Annotated in this window: 27 protein-coding genes; 18 read left to right on the forward strand and 9 right to left on the reverse strand. The window is 68.7% G+C overall.

The features are described from left to right. Window positions 1-10: 10 nt before the first annotated feature. A complete protein-coding gene (locus tag AC069I_RS42675) occupies window positions 11-571 on the reverse strand; it encodes a DUF6879 family protein (RefSeq protein ID WP_478267914.1) in 561 nt (186 codons plus the stop codon). Further along, window positions 561-920, reverse strand: coding sequence for a hypothetical protein (locus AC069I_RS42680; RefSeq protein WP_478267915.1), 360 nt, complete (start codon window positions 918-920; stop codon window positions 561-563). Before AC069I_RS42680 ends, AC069I_RS42675 begins: the two co-directional genes overlap by 11 nt. Before the next feature lie 266 nt (window positions 921-1,186). Here AC069I_RS42680 and AC069I_RS42685 point away from each other — a divergent pair, with 266 nt between their 5' ends. Beyond that, a complete protein-coding gene (locus AC069I_RS42685) occupies window positions 1,187-1,489 on the forward strand; it encodes a zinc finger domain-containing protein (protein WP_478267916.1) in 303 nt (100 codons plus the stop codon). Here the strand turns inward: AC069I_RS42685 and AC069I_RS42690 are convergent. Together AC069I_RS42690 and AC069I_RS42695 are read right to left on the reverse strand one after the other, a co-directional pair. Next, window positions 1,486-1,875, reverse strand: a complete 390-nt coding sequence (locus AC069I_RS42690; protein WP_478267917.1) for a PIN domain-containing protein — start codon at window positions 1,873-1,875, stop codon at window positions 1,486-1,488. The genes AC069I_RS42685 and AC069I_RS42690 overlap by 4 nt on opposite strands. Then, window positions 1,872-2,141 (reverse strand): hypothetical protein, encoded by a 270-nt coding sequence (locus tag AC069I_RS42695; RefSeq protein WP_478267918.1) that lies wholly within the window; start codon window positions 2,139-2,141, stop codon window positions 1,872-1,874. Before AC069I_RS42695 ends, AC069I_RS42690 begins: the two co-directional genes overlap by 4 nt. Window positions 2,142-2,371: 230 nt before the next feature. Here AC069I_RS42695 and AC069I_RS42700 point away from each other — a divergent pair, with 230 nt between their 5' ends. The 4 genes from AC069I_RS42700 to dnaB all read left to right on the forward strand — a co-directional run bounded on the left by AC069I_RS42700 (window position 2,372) and on the right by dnaB (window position 6,562). Beyond that, window positions 2,372-2,575: a hypothetical protein gene (locus AC069I_RS42700; RefSeq protein WP_435374365.1), complete on the forward strand. Its 204-nt coding sequence runs from the start codon at window positions 2,372-2,374 to the stop codon at window positions 2,573-2,575. A 339-nt stretch (window positions 2,576-2,914) separates the two neighbouring features. Beyond that, a complete protein-coding gene (locus AC069I_RS42705; protein ID WP_478267919.1) occupies window positions 2,915-3,601 on the forward strand; it encodes a GIY-YIG nuclease family protein in 687 nt (228 codons plus the stop codon). Continuing rightward, window positions 3,598-5,082, forward strand: a complete 1,485-nt coding sequence (locus AC069I_RS42710; protein ID WP_478267920.1) for a hypothetical protein — start codon at window positions 3,598-3,600, stop codon at window positions 5,080-5,082. The genes AC069I_RS42705 and AC069I_RS42710 overlap by 4 nt, the downstream gene beginning before the upstream one ends. A gap of 82 nt (window positions 5,083-5,164) precedes the next feature. Beyond that, window positions 5,165-6,562, forward strand: coding sequence for a replicative DNA helicase (gene dnaB / locus AC069I_RS42715; protein WP_478267921.1), 1,398 nt, complete (start codon window positions 5,165-5,167; stop codon window positions 6,560-6,562). A 1,345-nt stretch (window positions 6,563-7,907) separates the two neighbouring features. Here dnaB and AC069I_RS42720 read toward each other — a convergent pair. Together AC069I_RS42720 and AC069I_RS42725 are read right to left on the reverse strand one after the other, a co-directional pair. After that, window positions 7,908-8,240, reverse strand: a complete 333-nt coding sequence (locus tag AC069I_RS42720; RefSeq protein ID WP_478267922.1) for a hypothetical protein — start codon at window positions 8,238-8,240, stop codon at window positions 7,908-7,910. Beyond that, the gene (locus AC069I_RS42725; protein ID WP_478267923.1) at window positions 8,237-9,139 is read right to left on the reverse strand and encodes a ParA family protein; all 903 of its coding nucleotides are present in this window, start codon (window positions 9,137-9,139) and stop codon (window positions 8,237-8,239) included. The genes AC069I_RS42720 and AC069I_RS42725 overlap by 4 nt, the downstream gene beginning before the upstream one ends. A 170-nt stretch (window positions 9,140-9,309) precedes the next feature. Here AC069I_RS42725 and AC069I_RS42730 point away from each other — a divergent pair, with 170 nt between their 5' ends. The 13 genes from AC069I_RS42730 (at window position 9,310) to AC069I_RS42790 (ending at window position 14,648) form a co-directional block, all read left to right on the forward strand. Further along, on the forward strand, window positions 9,310-9,477 hold the full coding sequence (locus AC069I_RS42730) for a type II toxin-antitoxin system Phd/YefM family antitoxin (protein WP_378412449.1): 168 nt from the start codon (window positions 9,310-9,312) through the stop codon (window positions 9,475-9,477). A 115-nt stretch (window positions 9,478-9,592) separates the two neighbouring features. Beyond that, entirely contained in the window at window positions 9,593-9,916 is a 324-nt protein-coding gene (locus AC069I_RS42735) for a hypothetical protein (RefSeq protein WP_478267924.1), read from the forward strand. A 106-nt stretch (window positions 9,917-10,022) separates the two neighbouring features. Further along, entirely contained in the window at window positions 10,023-10,385 is a 363-nt protein-coding gene (locus AC069I_RS42740; protein WP_478267925.1) for a hypothetical protein, read from the forward strand. Further along, window positions 10,324-10,791, forward strand: a complete 468-nt coding sequence (locus AC069I_RS42745) for a hypothetical protein (protein ID WP_478267926.1) — start codon at window positions 10,324-10,326, stop codon at window positions 10,789-10,791. The genes AC069I_RS42740 and AC069I_RS42745 overlap by 62 nt, the downstream gene beginning before the upstream one ends. A gap of 104 nt (window positions 10,792-10,895) precedes the next feature. Further along, the gene (locus AC069I_RS42750) at window positions 10,896-11,219 is read left to right on the forward strand and encodes a hypothetical protein (RefSeq protein ID WP_478267927.1); all 324 of its coding nucleotides are present in this window, start codon (window positions 10,896-10,898) and stop codon (window positions 11,217-11,219) included. A gap of 102 nt (window positions 11,220-11,321) precedes the next feature. Beyond that, a complete protein-coding gene (locus AC069I_RS42755) occupies window positions 11,322-11,801 on the forward strand; it encodes a hypothetical protein (protein ID WP_478267928.1) in 480 nt (159 codons plus the stop codon). A gap of 122 nt (window positions 11,802-11,923) precedes the next feature. Continuing rightward, the gene (locus AC069I_RS42760; RefSeq protein WP_478267929.1) at window positions 11,924-12,112 is read left to right on the forward strand and encodes a hypothetical protein; all 189 of its coding nucleotides are present in this window, start codon (window positions 11,924-11,926) and stop codon (window positions 12,110-12,112) included. Window positions 12,113-12,150: 38 nt separating this feature from the next. After that, complete coding sequence (locus tag AC069I_RS42765; protein ID WP_478267930.1) at window positions 12,151-12,447, forward strand: hypothetical protein; 297 nt, start codon at window positions 12,151-12,153, stop codon at window positions 12,445-12,447. A gap of 149 nt (window positions 12,448-12,596) precedes the next feature. Beyond that, complete coding sequence (locus tag AC069I_RS42770; protein WP_478267931.1) at window positions 12,597-13,121, forward strand: hypothetical protein; 525 nt, start codon at window positions 12,597-12,599, stop codon at window positions 13,119-13,121. Next, window positions 13,118-13,354 (forward strand): hypothetical protein, encoded by a 237-nt coding sequence (locus AC069I_RS42775; RefSeq protein ID WP_478267932.1) that lies wholly within the window; start codon window positions 13,118-13,120, stop codon window positions 13,352-13,354. Before AC069I_RS42770 ends, AC069I_RS42775 begins: the two co-directional genes overlap by 4 nt. After that, window positions 13,351-13,542, forward strand: a complete 192-nt coding sequence (locus AC069I_RS42780) for a hypothetical protein (protein ID WP_478267933.1) — start codon at window positions 13,351-13,353, stop codon at window positions 13,540-13,542. The genes AC069I_RS42775 and AC069I_RS42780 overlap by 4 nt, the downstream gene beginning before the upstream one ends. A gap of 108 nt (window positions 13,543-13,650) precedes the next feature. Next, window positions 13,651-13,950: a hypothetical protein gene (locus tag AC069I_RS42785; protein ID WP_478267934.1), complete on the forward strand. Its 300-nt coding sequence runs from the start codon at window positions 13,651-13,653 to the stop codon at window positions 13,948-13,950. Further along, window positions 13,947-14,648: a hypothetical protein gene (locus AC069I_RS42790; RefSeq protein ID WP_478267935.1), complete on the forward strand. Its 702-nt coding sequence runs from the start codon at window positions 13,947-13,949 to the stop codon at window positions 14,646-14,648. The genes AC069I_RS42785 and AC069I_RS42790 overlap by 4 nt, the downstream gene beginning before the upstream one ends. A 73-nt stretch (window positions 14,649-14,721) precedes the next feature. On the opposite strand, the gene AC069I_RS42795 is transcribed toward AC069I_RS42790, so the two are convergent. From AC069I_RS42795 to AC069I_RS42805, 3 genes are all read right to left on the reverse strand, one after another. Further along, entirely contained in the window at window positions 14,722-15,957 is a 1,236-nt protein-coding gene (locus AC069I_RS42795) for a competence protein CoiA family protein (protein ID WP_478267936.1), read from the reverse strand. Window positions 15,958-15,964: 7 nt separating this feature from the next. Further along, window positions 15,965-16,363, reverse strand: a complete 399-nt coding sequence (locus AC069I_RS42800; RefSeq protein WP_478267937.1) for a hypothetical protein — start codon at window positions 16,361-16,363, stop codon at window positions 15,965-15,967. A gap of 75 nt (window positions 16,364-16,438) precedes the next feature. Beyond that, window positions 16,439-17,431: a hypothetical protein gene (locus AC069I_RS42805; RefSeq protein WP_478267938.1), complete on the reverse strand. Its 993-nt coding sequence runs from the start codon at window positions 17,429-17,431 to the stop codon at window positions 16,439-16,441. Between the last annotated feature and the right edge of the window lie 114 nt (window positions 17,432-17,545).

Here is a 17,545-nt window from a genome sequence, read left to right on the forward strand (position 1 = left end):
ATCAGCGAGGTCAGGCGGCGTGGTGGCTGTCTCGCCAGGCGTCGGGGTGGCCGCGCCAGTAGTCGCCGAACGGCTGCGCGGCAGACCACGCGGCCTGGGCGCAGGCCTGGTAGCGGGCGAGCTCGTTGACGTCGTCGACGGGCTGGGCGCCGGTGAAGCGGCCGCGGTCGTCGTAGTGCATGAGGACCAGGTGCTCGTCGTCGATCAGCCAAAAGTCGTGGTCGATCAGCTCGCTCGGGGCGTCGCGCTCGGCGAGGTCGAGGATCCCGATCCGCTCGCCGGCCTCTTCGTTGTGGACGTAGCCCCACTCGAAGTCGAACCGGAGGTAGTCGGTGAGCGGGGAGCGCACGACGTGCACGCGGTAGGTGTATTTACCCTGGGCGACCTCGTTCCGGAGCACGTCCAGCCAGGCGTTCTTGCGGGCCATGTCCGGACCGGGCTGCCCAGCGAGGTAACGCTGGAAGTCGTCGCCGTCGCTGCCAACGTCGAGGTAGTCGTGGGTTTCCAGGCGGAACAGCCGCCGGGTGAACCGGGCGTCGATGTAAGCGCCGAGCTGCTCCTCATCCAGCATGGGCAGGGATCCTTCCAGGCACGGCCGCGACCTCGACGGCGTCCTCGCCCTCGGGCAGCTGCAGCTCGGCGAGCGCTTCGGCGTCAACCACCCGAGGGCCGACGACCAGCAGGGTGCCGCGGCCGGTCGGGTACATCCGGGTGCCGGCGGCGACCAGACCGTCCGGCAGGAGCCCGACGGGGATTTCCACCACGGCGTCGGAGGCGGACAGGGTAAAGCCGGGCACGCTGTCGCGGGCCGCGATGTAGCCCTGGACCACCACGGTGCCCCGGTCACTCGTGTTGATGTTCGGGCAGGTTCGGCCGTTGTTGCAGACCGCCGCCACCAAAGTGATCTTCATCGTGCCCATGACCCTCTCGTCGAACGGACGAACACGACTGAGTGTGTGACCTGACCGCACCTTAGTCAACACGCGATTGACTAAATGCCGTCCGTGTCGCAGTTCTTGCCGTTGACCATTGCCATCTTGCTAGATCTCGTAATTCTGCGAGTCCTAGCAGAGGAATTGCTGAACATCTCCGCTGGTCTTGGCCACGAACGAATCGACCCGAAAGAGCCAAGAACTTAAGCCGGGCCACAGTTGCCATGCGTGCGGTCTGCTGATCCCCTTGAAGCATGGAGTACTTCAGCCTCAGCCCGAAGAAGGTCACAGCCGAACCGGCCGCCGTCGATGCGGCACTGCGTCAGGCGTGGAATGCGTGCGCTGGAGTGGCCTGCTCCAAGTGCGGGGTCTCCGCTGGGCAGTATTGCCGGAACGTCACCGGAGGAGTTCCGCTGGTCACCCGCTTTCACCGTCCCCGACAGGACGCGGCTGGGGCACCCGAGATTCTGGCTCGGGTCGGGGTGCGCGAACTCAGCTGGGCGAAGGCCAAAGGCGGCCGGATCACGTGGGACGACCGCCGCATTCCGACTGTCTAGATCGGCAGGCGGACGACGCGGACCGATTCCGGGTACGACTCCGGCCTCGGCGTGATCACCGAGGCGTCATGCGTCGCCGCCGTGTGCACGACGTGGCCGACGTCCGGCGCCAGGTCGGCCAGCGACTCGCACAGCGCGGTGACGGCCGGGGCGTCCAGCGGGACGACACGCAGCGGCTCCAGCACCGACACATGCCGTGTCAGGCCTGTTCGTTGGCGACCCGCGTGCAGTAGTGCCATCGCCGGGACCAGGAGGCGCGGACCGCGGTAGAGAGCCAGGACCACGTCGTCGACGTCGCGAGGCGTGCCGTACAGCAGCTTCGAGAGCACCCTGTTGCCAGCGCCGAGGGCTTCCAGCGCGGCCGTGTCCAGCACGAAGGACCTCATGCGTCGGGGTCTTTGAGGAGGGCGTCGTCGTCGCCGGCGTCCAGTGCCGCCCACAGCGCCTCGCCCTCGGCGCGTTCGCTGATCGCCAGCGCGATCCCGAACTTCTTCAAGGCCTGGCGCGTGCGCTCGTCTCGCTCGTCGAGCTCGGCTGCGGTCGGAAGACGCTCGGCGACGCCGGAGATGAACGCGCCGATCGACTGCCCTTTCTCGGCCGCGAGCACGGCCAGGCGATCACGCGCTGCTGCCGTCACTTTCACCGTCGTCATCGAGGTATCCGCAGTCATCTACTTATCGTATACCTAAGTCAGACTCATAGCGCCCCGAACTGCAGGCGTAGAAGATCTCCAACCAGTCCTCTCATGCCTATCCAAAGCGAGAGGCCTCGCAAGCATGCGAGATGATCCGCGCCCGGCGACACGCCGAGCTGCACCCGTCCCAGCGGAATTACGCATTTTGGTTTAGATTGCACCCGACCGATGATCAAGGAGGCCTCTCAATGGAGATGACCAACGTGCAACGGCGACCCGGCGCGCTACGCCGCGCGCTCCGCGCTGGCCACGCCGTTCCCTTGACCTTCCACGACAAGCCCTTGGGCAGGGTCCTGCCGGAGGACTTGATCGACAAGCTTGTCGAGCTCGCCGGCGACAAGGGTCGCCAGCTGCTGGACGCGGCCACTCCGGAAGAGGCGGCGGTCGCATGATCTAGCCACAGACTGGGCCGAAAGCCCCAGGTCCGACTGGCAATCAGCCCTCCCCGGACCCTGGCTACACGGCCCGTGAACAGCAGAAACGCCCCGCGTGAACGGCAGCCAACCAAGTCACGCGGAGCGTCCTAAAGAGCCTGGGGGATCTCCCGGCGATTTCGTACTTTACTGCATCCTCGCGTGATTGCAGTAAAGATCAGCCGCAGATCACCCCTGGGCTCCACGAACGATGTGGAGACCTACGTGAATTTCCCGCAAGACGTGGTAGTTCCACCACTGCGACCTGCTCCCGCTTCCCCTGAGTGCGCCTCAATTCCGATCTGGATCACCGCTTGCGTGCGGCTGTTGCCCCCTCGACGGGCGAATGGCTCCGAACTCACCACCACGGTGGCCAACACTGTCTTTCCTGCAGTTCAGGCCTTCATTGCCAGCCACGTTGAGGAAGTCGGCGGACAGGTTTCCTTCCAGCTGAACCGGACGAGCATCGCTCGACGCTGCGGATCGCATCATCCAGAAAAGCTCGACTGGCTGTTCGACTACCTGGAGCTGATCGGCTTCCTGAAGGTGCTCCCCGCCGCACTCCGCGGACGTGACCACGACACCTTCCAGATCTCCATCGATCCCCCAGACGCCTACATCGGACCCCGGACTGACACCGAGCTCAACCTGGTCCTGGACGAGGCGCAAGACGGACATCGCCCGGCCTTGTTCGCCAACCAAAGCGGTGACAAGGGCAGCGGGACCTTCGTCTACGTGATCGGGGTGAACGACCACACACGTCTCAAGATCGGCTTCACCCGAGACCTGGCAAAGCGACTGAGCCAGCTCCGCAACTCCTCGCCGATGCCCCTGGACCTGCTGTGGTGCGCTCAAGGCGGCCGCACTGTCGAGCAGCAGCTTCACTCGCACTTTCGCCAGTACCGGACTCACGGCGAGTGGTTCGACTTCGGACCACATGGCGATCCCGTGGGGCGGATCAGGACTGCGGCCATGCGTTTCGGCGCTGTGGAGGTGTCGGCGTGAACTACAGCCCAACAGCCCTGCTTGCCGCGAATGCCGCGCTCATGAACCAGGCCGGGGGCACGTTCCCGCCGGACCTGGGCGCCGATTCTCCTCATGGCACTTCGCGGGGTGAGAGTCCTACATCGGGCGAGGTTCCGTTGTGGGTCACCGCGTGCATCTTGTTTGACCCGCCGCCCGTGGCGTCGTCGGCCAACACGGTCAGCACTGCGGTGGCGTTCCTCATGGCCTCCTGCGTGCGGGTGCACGGCGATCTGGCCGTGAAGCTCTCGCCGACTCGGCTGGCGCTGCTGTGCGGGTTTGAGCGGCCGGAGAAGGCGAAGTGGCTGACGGACTACCTCCAGAGGATCGGTTTCCTCAGGATCCTGGATGGCGGGGTCAACCCGAAGACGGGACGTCGGCAGGCTCGCCGGGACGCGCAGGGGCGGCCGATCGAGAACGAGCTCCTCGTGTTCCCGTCGCCGCCGCCGAACTATCGCGGGCCGCGGACCCTGGCAGAGATCGACGCCGCGATCGCCGAGGACATCGCTGAGGCCGAGTTCGCACACGAGCGCTCGGCCGGGACCGGGACCAAGCGTTCCAAGCCGCGCACCATCCGAATTCGCAAGCGCGAGCTGTTCGGACAACCTGCAGGTCAGCCCATCCCCCCTGGGAGGGGGATGGAGTTCGGGACCCAACCCCCCGCCGGGGGGGATGGACGGGTTTCCGCAGGTCAGCCCACTCCCCCTGGGAGGGGGATGGAGTTCGGGACCCAACCCCCCGCCGGGGGGGATGGACGGGTTTCCGCAGGTCAGCCCATCCCCCCTGCAGGGGGGGAATATCGATCTGATCGATCTTCGATCTCCGAAGGAGAGATCGAAGGATCGATCTCGATGGAGCCCGTGCCGGGCGGGACGGCGGAGCCGCCCGCCACGGGCAGGGACGAGGCGTGGGTCGAGGAGGTGCGGGAAGCTGCACGGTCGTTCCCGGTGAAGGCCTGGTACGCCGCTCGTGGGCAGAAGCAGGGTTTGTCCCGGGGGGATACGAACAGGCTGCTGGCGGCGATCCTGGCCGCGATGGGGCGTACTTCGCTGACGTTGGAGCAGGTCCGGCAGATCGGGCAGGCCGCGGTAACCGATGCGAAGAAATCCCCGGTTACGTACGCGGAGCAGGCGTTCAGCGCGGCGAACCTGCCGACCTGGCTGGCGCGGATCACTCCGGAGCCTGAGGCGCGGAATCCGTTGCCGTTGCTGGACCTTGCTCCCGAGGTCATGGAGCCGACGTCCGCGCAGCGTCCGGCTGGTCGTGACGTGGTTGTCGACCAGCCCGTGGTCCCCAACGCTTCGGTGCGTCCGGCCAAGTGCGGGACCTGCCGTGCCCCTGCCGAAGCGGCGTGGAACGAGCGGTTCGTCCAGGCCACGGATGAGCCGTGCCCGGACTGCTTCCCCGCCGATCAGTTGTGGCGGTTCCAGAAGCCCGGCACGTCGACCCAGGCGTCTAGCTAGCCCTGTCCGGAAAGTGAAAAGTGCCTGGTCAGCCGTGCAGGGCGGACCAGGCGATGGACACACGAGAAAGGCATGAACGCGCATGTCCACCGACATGATCTCGCACCGCCCGGCCGCCCGCGACGATGACCACGATCCCGAGTACGCACCGCAGCCCCCGCATGACAACGAGGCCGAGCAGGTCGTCCTCGGCGGCCTGATGGAAACCCGCAGCGCCACCGTGATCAGCCAAGTCACGGGCCTGATCAGCAGCGCCGACTTCTACCGGCCCGCGCACGCGGCGATCTTCGACGTCGTGCTGGACCTGTTCAACGAGGGCAAGCCGCACGACGTGATGGTCGTTGAGCGCGAGCTCGCGAACCGCGGCGAGCTCAGCCGGGTCGGCGGGGCGCCGTACCTGTACACCCTCGTCGCGGCGTTGTACGTGTCGGATGCTGTGGTGCACCACGCCGAGAAGGTCCGGGACAAGGCCACGTTCCGTCGGGCCTACGAGGCCGGGACGCGGATGACGCAGGCCGCGCTTGCGGCGAACGAGTCGGGCGGCGACCCGTCCGACCTGCTCACCCGGGCCCAGTCGTTCCTGGACCAGGTCAGCGAGGGCCGCCGGGACGGCGGCCAGGCCCGCATTGGCGATCTGCGTGCGGCGTTCTCGTCGCACCTGGACGACGTGCAGTCTGGGCGGATCAAGCCGGGCTTGTCCACCGGTTACGTCGACCTCGACGCCGTCACCAACGGGCTGCACCCAGGGCACCTGATCATCGTCGCGGCCCGGCCCGGCATCGGGAAGACCTCGCTCGCCAGGGACCTCTCCCGCGCGGCCGCCATCAAGCAGGGCGTCCCGACCGCGTTCTTCAGCCTGGAGATGAGCTGCACGGAGCTCGTGCAGGGCATCGTCGCCGCCGAAACGCCGTTGCGGATCGGGGACATGCGGGAGCCCGGCAGCCTCACTCCCGCCGACTGGGACCGGATGAACCAGGCCTGGGACGACCGCATCAGCGGTGCGCCGCTGATGATCGACGACACCCCGAACATGACGGTCACCGACATCCGCGCGAAGGCGCGCATGCTGCACGCCAAGCCCGAAGGGCTCGGGCTGATCGTCGTGGACTACCTGCAGTTGCTCACCGCCGGCGGCCGCGCCGAGTCCCGCCAGGTCGAGGTCTCAGAGATGTCGCGTTCGCTCAAGTTGCTGGCGAAGGAGCTCGAGGTCCCGATTGTGGCGCTCTCCCAGCTCAACCGCGGCCCCGAGCAGCGGCAGGACAAGCGGCCGCTGCTGTCGGACCTGCGCGAGTCCGGCTCGCTCGAACAGGACGCCGATATGGTCATCCTCCTCAGCCGCCCCGACGCCCACGACCGTGACGATCCCCGCGCCGGTGAAGCCGACTTCATCGTCGCCAAGAACCGCTTCGGGCCCACGACGACAGTGACCGTCGCGCACCAGCTCCACTATGGGCGCTTCACCGACCTTGCACGCTTCTAAATGGCCTCTACCAGCGGAAATGCATCCGATGGCGTTCGGGCAGGGCTGCGGTCGCAGCCGCGCCATCGGTGGATTGTGGCGCGATTCGGGCCCGGCGGAGGCGATCTTGGAGCGGATTTCCTGGCCCCGAGGCCGTCTCTGCGGCGTTTTTGTTGCTCGCGTGCCTCTGCGGTCGCGAGACGGGGGCTCAAGCCCTCAAAATGCCAAGCTGTATAGCAAGTTATACGACTTGGCTTTTTTGAAGATCGTTTCGCTGGTGTCGGCCAACCAGGTCTTGATCACCGTCGCGAACAGGCACTGGACGGGATGCGCCCGCGGGCCGCGGCCGTCTTCACGGGCCGTGGAGGACCGAAGCAGGTCTGAGTGAGTGGTGACTGTCGGTCACATGCGCGTGTGTGCGGGTTTCGCGCGGGAAGACTTCGGGGGTCGTTGGAGGGCCAACGCGCAGCGCGCGTCGCGTGCGCGCGCGAGGCCGATGCTAGCGAAACCTCCGTTCTTTCGCCACGAAACCCTCAGCGAAACCCCTGTTTCGTCTACAGAGGGTGACCGGCTGGCGGGTCTGCCAAGGCCTTCCCGCACCGGTCGGCGGCCGGGCTGGTGACCGGGCCGCGGGAGCCCATCTCGGCCGAGCGAGACCGACTAAGGCCGGGCCTCGGCCGGGGTGCGGTCAAGGCGGGTCAGCCCGGCCAGGGACGGGGCGGGGTGAGGGGTCAGCGGTCTGGTGGGTCCGCTCCGCGTGACCCCGGCAGTGGCCGGGTCAGAATGACGGCGCGGGTGCTCGGCCGGCGGTGCCGCTGCAGGGGGCAGTGACCCCCCGGGCGGTCCCGGGTTGGCCGGGGGGCAGCTGCCGGGGCCGTGGCGATCGTGCCCCGTGGGGTTGCCCCCTTGGTGTCCCCCGGCAGGTGACCCCCGGGCACGGTGCCCGGTCAGGTGAGGGGGCAGTGCCCCCTTCGCCGGGGTGGCCGGGCGGCCAGGGCAGGGGGGCAAATGAGGGGGGCAACAGGGGGCAACTGCGCTGGTGAGCCGCTGATTGCCCCCTCCCGATTGCCCCGGGCACCGAGGGGGCACCTGACCCCCTGCGGCTGACCCGGTCAGAGGTGGAAATCCCGGCCTTGTGGCCGCGGCTGATCGACGTCTGCCCCCCTGTGCCCGGAGAGGGGGCAAGGGGGCAGGGGCGCCGGTTTCCGAGGGGTGACGGGTGGGCTCGGCGACAAGGTTTGCGAGGTCTGCGAGGGCTCGCCGGAGGCGCATATGTCGCGGGCAGGGCAGGCCTGGTGAACGCGCGAGCGCCGTGACCGAAGCGGGTTCGGTCACGGCGCTCGCAGGTGTGCGGGGTCTCGCAGAACTATGAGGCGATTTTGGTCAGCTTCTCGCGGACCTTGGCCTTGTGCCGGAGGCCTTCGCGGATGAGGTGGCTGAGGATGACGTGCTTGGGGATGGCCCCGCGCAGGTCGTAGAAGAGTTCGTCGCAGGCCTCACTCAGTTCCTCGGCGACCTCGCGGGCGAGATACCAGGACCGGGTGGTGGGTTCGCTCGCCGAGCTGGAGGGCACGGGCTGCTTCTTGTTCTTCGGCGCGGAGCCGCCGCTCCCGCCGCCGCCCCGGTTGCGGAGCGCGTCGACGAGCGGGTCCACGCCGTCTTCGTTGACGGCGTCTTGCCAGCTAGGGGGCTTGTTCATGCGGTGGTGTCCTCTGTGATCTTCGTGAGTTCGGAAACGGGCGGCAGGGCGTCCCACTCGGACGCTGGGGACAGGCCGGCGGCGACGTCGAGCCGGATCGCCAGCCGGTGGTAGTTCTGGGCGCTGGGCGATTCGGGCTGGAACAGCGGGACCGGGGTGCCGGTGGCCCAGGCCTGCTGAACGACCGTGGCGGAGGGGAACAGCGCGAGGATGTCCAGCGGCATGGCCTCGAACTTCTTGAACATCGCGATGTTGATCCCTGCCAGCGGTCGCCGGTAGACCGACGGGACCAGGCCGAAGATGGTGCGCTGGGCGAGCCGGTTGCTCTCCTCGATGACCCGAAGCTGCCCGAGCAGCAGCCGCAGCGCGCGGATCGAGCTGCGTTCGGGCTGGACCGGCAGGAGCACGCCATCGGTGGCGACGAGCGCGTTCTCCGTGAGGATGTTCAGCGCGGGCGGGCAGTCGATGAGGACGTGGTCGTAGGCGGCGTCCCGGCTCGCGAGGTCGTCGGCGATGGCCTGGATCAGCCAGCTGAGCCGATTCTCCATCTGGGAGGTGCGGGCGTAGAGCTCGCGGTCGAGGAAGAACATGTCGAACGTCGTGGGCAGCACGTCGAGGACGCCGACCGAGCCGTCGGCGGCGGTGTGGACCGAGTGCCGGACCGTCAGCTTCGACGGCTGTCCCTTGTACGTGCCGCGCAGCGCGTTGAACATGTTCGCGGCCTTGTCGCCGCTCGCGGCCTCTTTGAGTTTCAGGGCCTCGGTCGTCAGGTGGCCCTGTGGGTCGAGGTCGATCGCGAGGACCCGGCGGCCGCGAGCCAGAAGCGCTCCAGCGGTGCCGGCGACGAGAGCGGACTTCCCGACGCCGCCCTTCTGGTTGATCGCAGCGGTAATGAGCATGGGCAGCAGCGTAAACGCAGGTGCGAGGCTTGCGAAGGACTTCAACCCTCGCGTCACTCGCAATGACGGCAACCCTGCGTGACCTATCAGGCCTATCACGCCAGGTAGAGGCGTTTTTAGCCCCGTTTGATGGATTGCCCACCAGTGGTACCACTGGGACCATCGGAGTCATGAAGAAGATCCTGTCCCGCGCCGCACGTGACAACTGGGCCTCCGTGCTCGACGACGTCCAGTGGCGTGGCGAGGAGTACGTGATCCTCCGGGGCTCGGAGAACAAGCCGGTCGCGCGGCTCGTCCCCTACCAGCCGCCCGCGAGTGAGGAGGACGTCGACGGCTGACCCATCCCGCCGGTGGCCATCGCCGAGCGGGCAACAGAAAAGCCGACCCCGGGAGCTTCAGAATTCCAGCTCGTGGCTCCAGGGATCGGCCGACACCCTCGAAAGGGAGATCCCAGTGTCTCACTCGATCGACCCTGCGCGCGAGCGCGCGGACCATCTCGCCCTGGCCAACGCCCTGGCCCTGCGCTACCACGAACTGGTGCTGCGGCCCGAGCCGCTGGCCGGATCCGACCACATCGCGGCCGCCGCCCTGGCCACCGCGGTCGCCGACCACCTCGAGGTCCACGCCGACACCGTCGACACCTCTACCGAGGCCGCCCTCCGGCAGGCCGCCGCCCAGGCCCGGGCCGAAGCCCGCGGCCACGACGAGGCCGCGTGGACCGACCAGGCCGTCAGGCACGCCCTCGGCGCGCTGCTGGACGGGGTGACGGCCCGATGAGCACCCTCTTCTACGGCGTAGCCGTGGTCCTCGACGTCACCGCCGAGGTCCTGCAGCAGCTCGCCGACCACCTCACCGCCCTGGCCGACCAGGTCGGAGGCGTCCGGTGACCCCCGACGAGGCCCGCGCGGTCCTCATCCGCGACGCGGCCGGGCTCCTGCGCTGCTCACCGGACGCCGCCGCCCCGTTCGTCACCGAGATCGCCACCCGCGACGACACCGGCATGCCGCCGTTCGCCATCCGGGCCTGGATGGCCAGCAACCTCACACCCGGCCACCCGGCCGCGCGGCCGGACTTCGTCGATACCGTCCTCAAACGGCTGCACGCCCCGCGCGCGTCCGACACACCTCGCGACCTTGCGATCCTCGATATCTGCCGTGACCCTGCGAGGTCTAGCAAGTCCGCGAGTGCCGCTCCACCTGGGCGGACGCGGTGCCGAGGGGCGCATCGGCGACGCCGGGCCGGGTGAGGTGGCCATGCCGATCCATCCGGAGAACCGGCACCGCTACCCCGCCGACTGGCCGATGATCAGCTACCGCATCCGGTTCGAACGCGCCGGCGGCCGCTGCGAATGCCGCGGTGAATGCGGCCGCCCCGCTCACCACCTGGCCGTCGACGGGCGCTGCCGCAATCGCCACGGCACGCCCGCGGCCGGAACCGGGTCCGAGGTCGTGCTGACCACCGCGCACCGCGACCACGTCCCGGAGCACTGCGCCGAGGACAACCTCGTCGCCTTCTGCCAGGGCTGCCACCTCCACCACGACCGCGATCACCATCTCCAGACCCGCGCCCGACGGCTGCGCGAAGCCGACGAGTCCCAGATGGTCCCGCTGTTCGACCTCACACCACACGCCACGCACCACCAGCAGGCCTAGCGCGTCTCACAGACCTATCCACCCAGCTCAAGACACCAGAAAGACCCGAATTCGAGCGGGTTGATAGGTCTCGCAGGCGCCACAGGCCCAGCAGGGAGGACCTCATGACCGACTCCGTGATCACCACCGTCACCGCCGCCATCGATCGCTTCTGCCACACCGTCGACGCGGTGCCCACCGCCCGTTACCTGACCGTCCTCGGCCAGCTCGACCGTCGGCAGCTCGCCGAGCACCTGGCCCAGCTCGACCGGATCCGCGAGCAGCTGGTCGACCTCGCCGACGGCGCCCTCGCCCGCCTCGGCGACGTCCTCGGTGCCGCGGCCACCAGTCCCTACGCCGACGCGCTCGCCGACGTCCACCAGGCCGGGGACGTCAGCTTCACCACCGTCCGCGAGCTTGATCCCGACATCGCCGAAGCGATGCTCTAACCCCATGTGCCCACGCGAGATGTGCTGTGCCTCGCACGTCTCGCAGAACCCGCACACCTGCGGCCCCTATCCGGCCAGCTCACCCGCCTGGAGGCGACCACGATGACGCCCATCGACGACCTGACGACCCTGACCACCTTCGCCGCCAGCTGGGCGGTGCTCCACATCGCGCACAACCTCGGCGACCACATCACCGGCCAGACCGACCGGCAGGCCGCACGCAAAGGCGCGCCGACACCCGAGGACGTCGCGAACGGCGACACGACCAGGCACGGCGGATGGGCGGCGAATCTCGCCCACATCGCCCAGTACCACCTGACCCTGGGCGTCCTGGGTCTGTTGGCCTGGCTCGTGCTGCCCCTGCACTGGTCGCCGGCCGGAGTGGCCGCGGCCCTCGCGGTCTCGGCGTTGACCCACGCGCTCCTGGACCGGAAATGGCCGGTGCGGTGGCTCCTCGAACACACCGGCTCCCCGGCTTTCGCCGCCCTCAACAGCGGAGGCCTCAACGGCATGTACCTGGCGGACCAAGCCCTCCACGGCCTCGCGCTCGGCATCTCCGCCACGCTGCTCGCCGTGCTCTGACCATCGCCGACGGCGACGCAGCGCACACCTGATCTGCCAAGCAGGTTTGATAGAGCTATCAGCAAAAACAGCCCTATCAAACCTGTTCAAACCCCCAGGAAGCGACGGAAAGGTCCCGACACATGACCTGGATCAGCACACGCCAGCAAGATCGCGACCACAACGGCCAGCGCAACGACTGCGGAGCCTGCGGCCACGAAGGAACAGCAGAAGACCCGCTGGTACTCACCGACACCGGCTCCCGCGTCCACAACAGCCACATCACCGATCCGAGCAGTGGCCTGTACGGCATGCGGCAAACCAACCCCTGAAACCCAGGTGTCCGCCCACGGTCTACGACCTGGCCTGGATGATCCAGCAGGGCGTGCTGTGGGAGCTGCAGTACGTCCGCAACACGATGGCCACGGCCGGCTACATCGGCCTCACTCGGCAGACCGGCCACGCGCTGGGCTGGTTCATCGAGCAGGCACCCGGACGGGCATCAGGCCTGTTCGGGGCCATCGTCCGCGACGCCGGCAAAGAGCCCCTGGAGATCCCGGCCGAGGTGGTCGAGAAGTCCCTGCGTAAGTCCATTTTGCTCGACGGCAGTATTCCAGCGGAACGCGTGAACGACTTCTTCGCCGTGGCGTTCCCGCCTCAGAAGTAGCGCGGCTGAGGTATAGAGCAGGCTTGATAGGCATCTCTTATCTATTGCGCCTATCAAGCCTGCTCAACTCCTTCCGCAACCGGCCACACGACAGTGGGATCCAGGGCAGAAACCTCCCGGGTCGGTTGTGGTCGGGCACAATTCCGGCCATGCCCCGTGCTGATCACCCCGATCCCGCCGCCAGCGACCCACTGGAGATGTGGGCAGTGGAGCGCCCTCCGGTCCAGCACGCGCTGGCCGATCAGTTGTCGGCGCTGGTGGGCGAGATGGACGTCGAGTCCGACACCACGCGCCGCAAGCTCAGCAAGGGCGGCCTCAGCCGCGCCGGGCAAGCCCAGCGGATGCTGGAGCGGGCCGAGCGGGTGATGGAGATGTCGCTGGCCTGCGACCGGGCGCAGGGGATGTCCTGGACCGCGATCGCCACCATGACCGGCCGGCCCGCCGAAGACCTGCGCGATCGCTACGGCGAGCTCGTCGAGGCGGTGCTGGAGAAGGTTCGGGCAGAGGCGCCGGTCGAGGACACCGGCCCGGTGTGGATGCCGACGGTGCCGCGCCGGGAGTACCGGGGCGATTTCTACTCCGGCCCGGACGACCCGGAGATCCCCCAGCCCGGCCCGCGCGCCACTCCGGATCCTGTCCGGGGCGGATCTGGTTCGCCACAATCAACGTCATGATCACCGACATCTACATCACCGTCCGCGACCGCGACGAGGGCCGCTACCTGGATCCGCCGGGGCAGGAGCTGTGCGTGTCGGTGACCGGCGACGACGTCCACCTCGGGCTCGTGGACGTGGACGAGGCGGGCAACCGGACCCCGCGCCCCGAACGCGACATCATCGTGCCCGCGCGCTCGCTGCTGCTGGCGCTGCAGGCGGGCATCAACGACACGCAAGGCCCGCGGTCATGACACACAGCTTGCGCACCTACCACCGCGTCGACGAGCGGGGCATGCAGTGGATCGGGGTGAACGTGTGCTCAAAGGAGTGCGACGGCCCCCATTCCGAGGACAAGCCGGGCCGGACGTTCTCCGTCGACGAGGTCTGCCGCCACTGCGGCGCACCCGGCGTCCTGGAATGGCGGCTGAACAACTGGTAGCCCGGCTGCGCCACCGTGGTGTGGGCGCGCCGGGACGGCGACAGGCCGGGTGGGCGGTAGAACAGGACGACGAGAGCCAGGCGCGAGGGGCGATGGGGGAGGGCTGAGGTGGCGACGAGCGATCCGCGGTACGTCGTGGAGCAGGGGACCGACGGCAGCTGGCTGGTGGTCGACCGGGGCGTCAACAGGCGCGGGCGCCGCGCGATCCACCGCGCCCTGGACGAGCGGGCGGCCCGCAGCGAGGCGGAGGCGCTGTCGGGCATGGAGGCCGCCGTCGACGCGCTCCCCGAACCCGAGCCGGATCCGGACTTCGACGCGATGTTCGCCGCCGCCCTCGGCGCCGGCGACACGTTCGACGAGACACACAATTTCGACCACCTGCTGCAGTCCCGCCCCGGCCAGCGGTGAACGCCGGCATCGGCGGGGCCGCGCGGCCGCCGCGCGTGGAGGACCTGCCGACATTCCGGGGCCTGCCGGTGCCGTACCTGGTGCCCTGGGACGGCGAGCCTGGATACGAACCGATCACTACGGTCTCGCTGACCGACGGCGTGTGGCGGGTCGCCTTCGCCGACGAGCAGCCCGGCGACCGGGACGAACGCGGCGTGCTCTGGTACCGCAACGAGCCCCGCGTCGACGACGAGGACCTGGTGGTGATGCCCCACATGGGCCGCGTCCACGAACGACGGCAACGGGACTGTATGCAGCGCCCGGCGTGTCAGGTCTGCAGCCGTGGCCTTGATCCGGCCGCGGTGCCGTGGCTGCTGCCCACCCCGGAGATGGCCGACATGGGCGAGGGCGGGCATCGGTGCACCCCGACCCCGCCGACCTGCCTGGATTGCGTCCCCGCGTCCCGCCGCTACTGCCCCGCGCTGCGCCAGGCCGGATCGGCCCTGCTCACCGTGCGGGCGTTCACGGTGTGGGGCGTGTCCGGGATCGTGCACAACACCCCCGTCGACGCCGTCGAGCTGCTCGGCCGCCGCCGGAAAGGGTGGATCGGCTGGGACAGCGAGCTTCTCCCACGCACTATCGCCCACGAGATCGTCGTCCGCATCGACGCGTTCGACATCGTCGACGCTGTCCCGGCCGCCGGCCCTGCACGGCACTGATCACCCTGGTCCCGGCGCAGGTCATCAGGCAGGCTTGATAGGACTCGCAGGTCCGTAGAGCTATCACCCCTGCTCACCGGGTGCGAGTGTCCTCGTCTGGTGTCTCCAGGAGGAGGAAGGTGCGCTCGGGGTCGCGCACAGTCGCCGTGATCCGCCGGAGCTCGTCGGGGTGGCCGACGATGATCGGCACGCCGGGCGGGAGCGTGTTGATGAGCGGGCCCAGCGGCTCGACGATCGCGACGAGTTCCCGCCCGAGGTAGACCGGGACACCGTCGGCGTAGTCGCGGCGGGCGCCGGGGTCGAGATGGGGGCGGGCGGAGCGGGTGCGCTCGAAGTAGCTGATGACGGGCTCTGTCAGGGCTTCCATGCGTGCTTCCCGTGCCTGCAGGGCGGCACGCCACCGCGCACGCCAGTCCCTGCTGGCCTGCGTTTCGCGTGGCGGTGCCGGGCCAGTCACGGGGTGGTCAGGAAGCCGGTTCTCCTCGGCCTGGACGTAGTGCTCGGCGGTCCAGGTCCATCGGCCGCGACGAAGCCGTTCCTTCTCCTGCGCGGGAGTGAGCCCGGCGCGGGGCTCGTGGCGGACGAGCTGGCCCGCGCAGTGCAATGCGACGAACCTCGCCAACGGCATGCCGGTGACACGTTCCCAGCGGTTGTGGCCGACACACCTGCCGGGGAACGGTCGCTTTCGGCCGCGGATCTCGCAGCGGGTCGCCGGTACGCACCAGCGACGGACGAAGCGGTGCAGCCCATCGACGACCTCAAGCCGGTCATCGACGCCGTGCTCGGCGGGCGCCGGGCACAGCTGGACGGCGGGAACGTGTCCCAGCCACGCCACGCGGCGGCGGGCGACCCAGCAGACCTCCAGCCCGCCGGCGCGCAGGCCTTCGGTGCGGGCGGAGATGTCGTCGACGCTGATGCCGGACAGCTGCGCCTCCCACGCCACCCGCCGGGAGCCGTCCGAGGCGGAGGCCAGGACATCGGCTCGCCATCCCGGGCCGGGCACCTCAAGTTCGGCGCGCCAGCCCGCGCGCCGCACCGCGGCCGTCAGCGCCGCTTTCAGCGCGCGGTGCGCGGCGGACTCACCAGCCAGAGCGCAGCCGGCGGCGGCCGCGTCGTGCGCGAAATATCGCAGGGACAGCGGAGCGGGGCTGACCTTCGCGTGCACCCGGCGGCCGCAGCCGACGCACGTCAGCGGCGGCCGCGGGTTCACCACGCGATGCAGCTGCTCCCACGCCGCGCCGGTGACACCGAGATCAGGTGCGGTCGCGTCCACGATCCCGACGTCTTCCAGGCGCGCGATCAGCGGCATGAGCTGGTCAGGCTCTGCCTGAGGGGAACGCGAGTTCGCTCTGACCGTCACCATCAGGGGTGCTCGGCATGCGGTCGCTGGTCGGCTGCTCCGGGATCGGCGGCTTGGTCGTCGGGTCTTGCGTCGTCGGCGGTGAGTCGCTGGGGAGTTTGCGAAGGCGGTTGACTTCGGGCACGGTCTGGCCAGTCATTTCAGCGATGCCGCTGGTCGTGTGCCCTAGCTTCGCCAGGCCGACAATTCCGGCCGCCATGTCCTTCTCCGCCTCATCCCGGCGTTTCTGCGCGGTCATGACATCGGTGAGCAGGTCGATGGACTCCTGCTCGCGTTTACGGGCAGCCTCGATCTGCGCCGCCATCCTCTCCCGGGCGATTCGCCGGGTCTGCACTGCTGCTGATGTTTTCGCCATCACCCCAGGTTAGGCACGAATCCCGACAAGATCACCCGATCGCCCTTAGTTCAGAGCGCGTACAGGGCACATCGCCTACATCGTCTTCGTCTCGTCCTTCAGGTCCCGCACGGTGACTTCGACGTGATGCGCCTCGCGCAGGACCGAGGTGGCGAGCATGGTGGCGATGAGTGCGTTCGCACGTGAGTACTGAGCCTGGCCGACGGCGTGCGCCGTGGCGTGCCGATTGAACACGGTGGGCGCCTCGTCGACGCCGTCGTAGTTGTTCAGCGCCTCGAGCACCGGCCAGTGGGTGATCGCCCACGGCAGCAAGACGTAGGGGATGTCGTTGATCGTCTCCTTGACCTTGGCGTAGTACCTGAACCTGACCGGCTCGGCGACCGCTACCCGCAGCAGGGTGTCGACGATGTTCGCGGCGAGAGCCTGGGCCGCGGCGTCGTGGCCGCCTGCAAGCGCATCGACAACCTGGCCGACGGCGAGAGCGAGTTCGCGCAGCTCACCATCGTCGTTCGCGACGGTCGCCACGGTGGTACGGCAGCTGGCCAGAATGTCGTCCTTGTGGGAGAGGAGGACTGTGGCGCGGTCATCCTCGTCTGCCGCGAGCAGCGCCTTCAGCACCTGGGCGTCGGGGACCCAGGTGACCGGCAGCCCGGCCTTGGCGAGGTCGAGGACGCCGGTCATCTCCTCGTCGCTGAGCTCGGCCCAGTTGCCGGGGCCTTTGCCGCGCAGCAGATCTGTGTGCATCGTGCGCAGGGGCGCGAGGATCTCGCCGATCTCGGTGGCGATCGGCCGCAGCCAGCTATCCACTGAGGGGAATCGGAACTGGCGGCTGTAGTCCAGGAGTGGCACTTCGACGGTCTGTTTCCACTGCTTGGCGGCGCGCAGGCTTTCTCGCAGTGAATCCGGCATCACCTGCTGGGTCATCGTGCGAGCGACGTCGCGGAGTTGTTCTCTGAGCTGCTCGCCGACGTCGATGTGCGCTTTCTGGATTCCGCTGAGGGTCGACAAGGCCGCTGCGGCCAGGTCGCTCGCCGAGCGGTTCAGTTCTCGCAGAGACTCCAGGTCCACTACTTCGTTCTGGTCGTCGCCGGCTACCTGCCCAGGGACGTTGGCGCCCTTGTCATCAGGCTCGGACGGAGCGGGGTGTGACGTTGACGGGTCCGGACTGGGCACGGCGGGGGG

It is taken from the genome of Amycolatopsis sp. NPDC043885, from assembly GCF_056435685.1.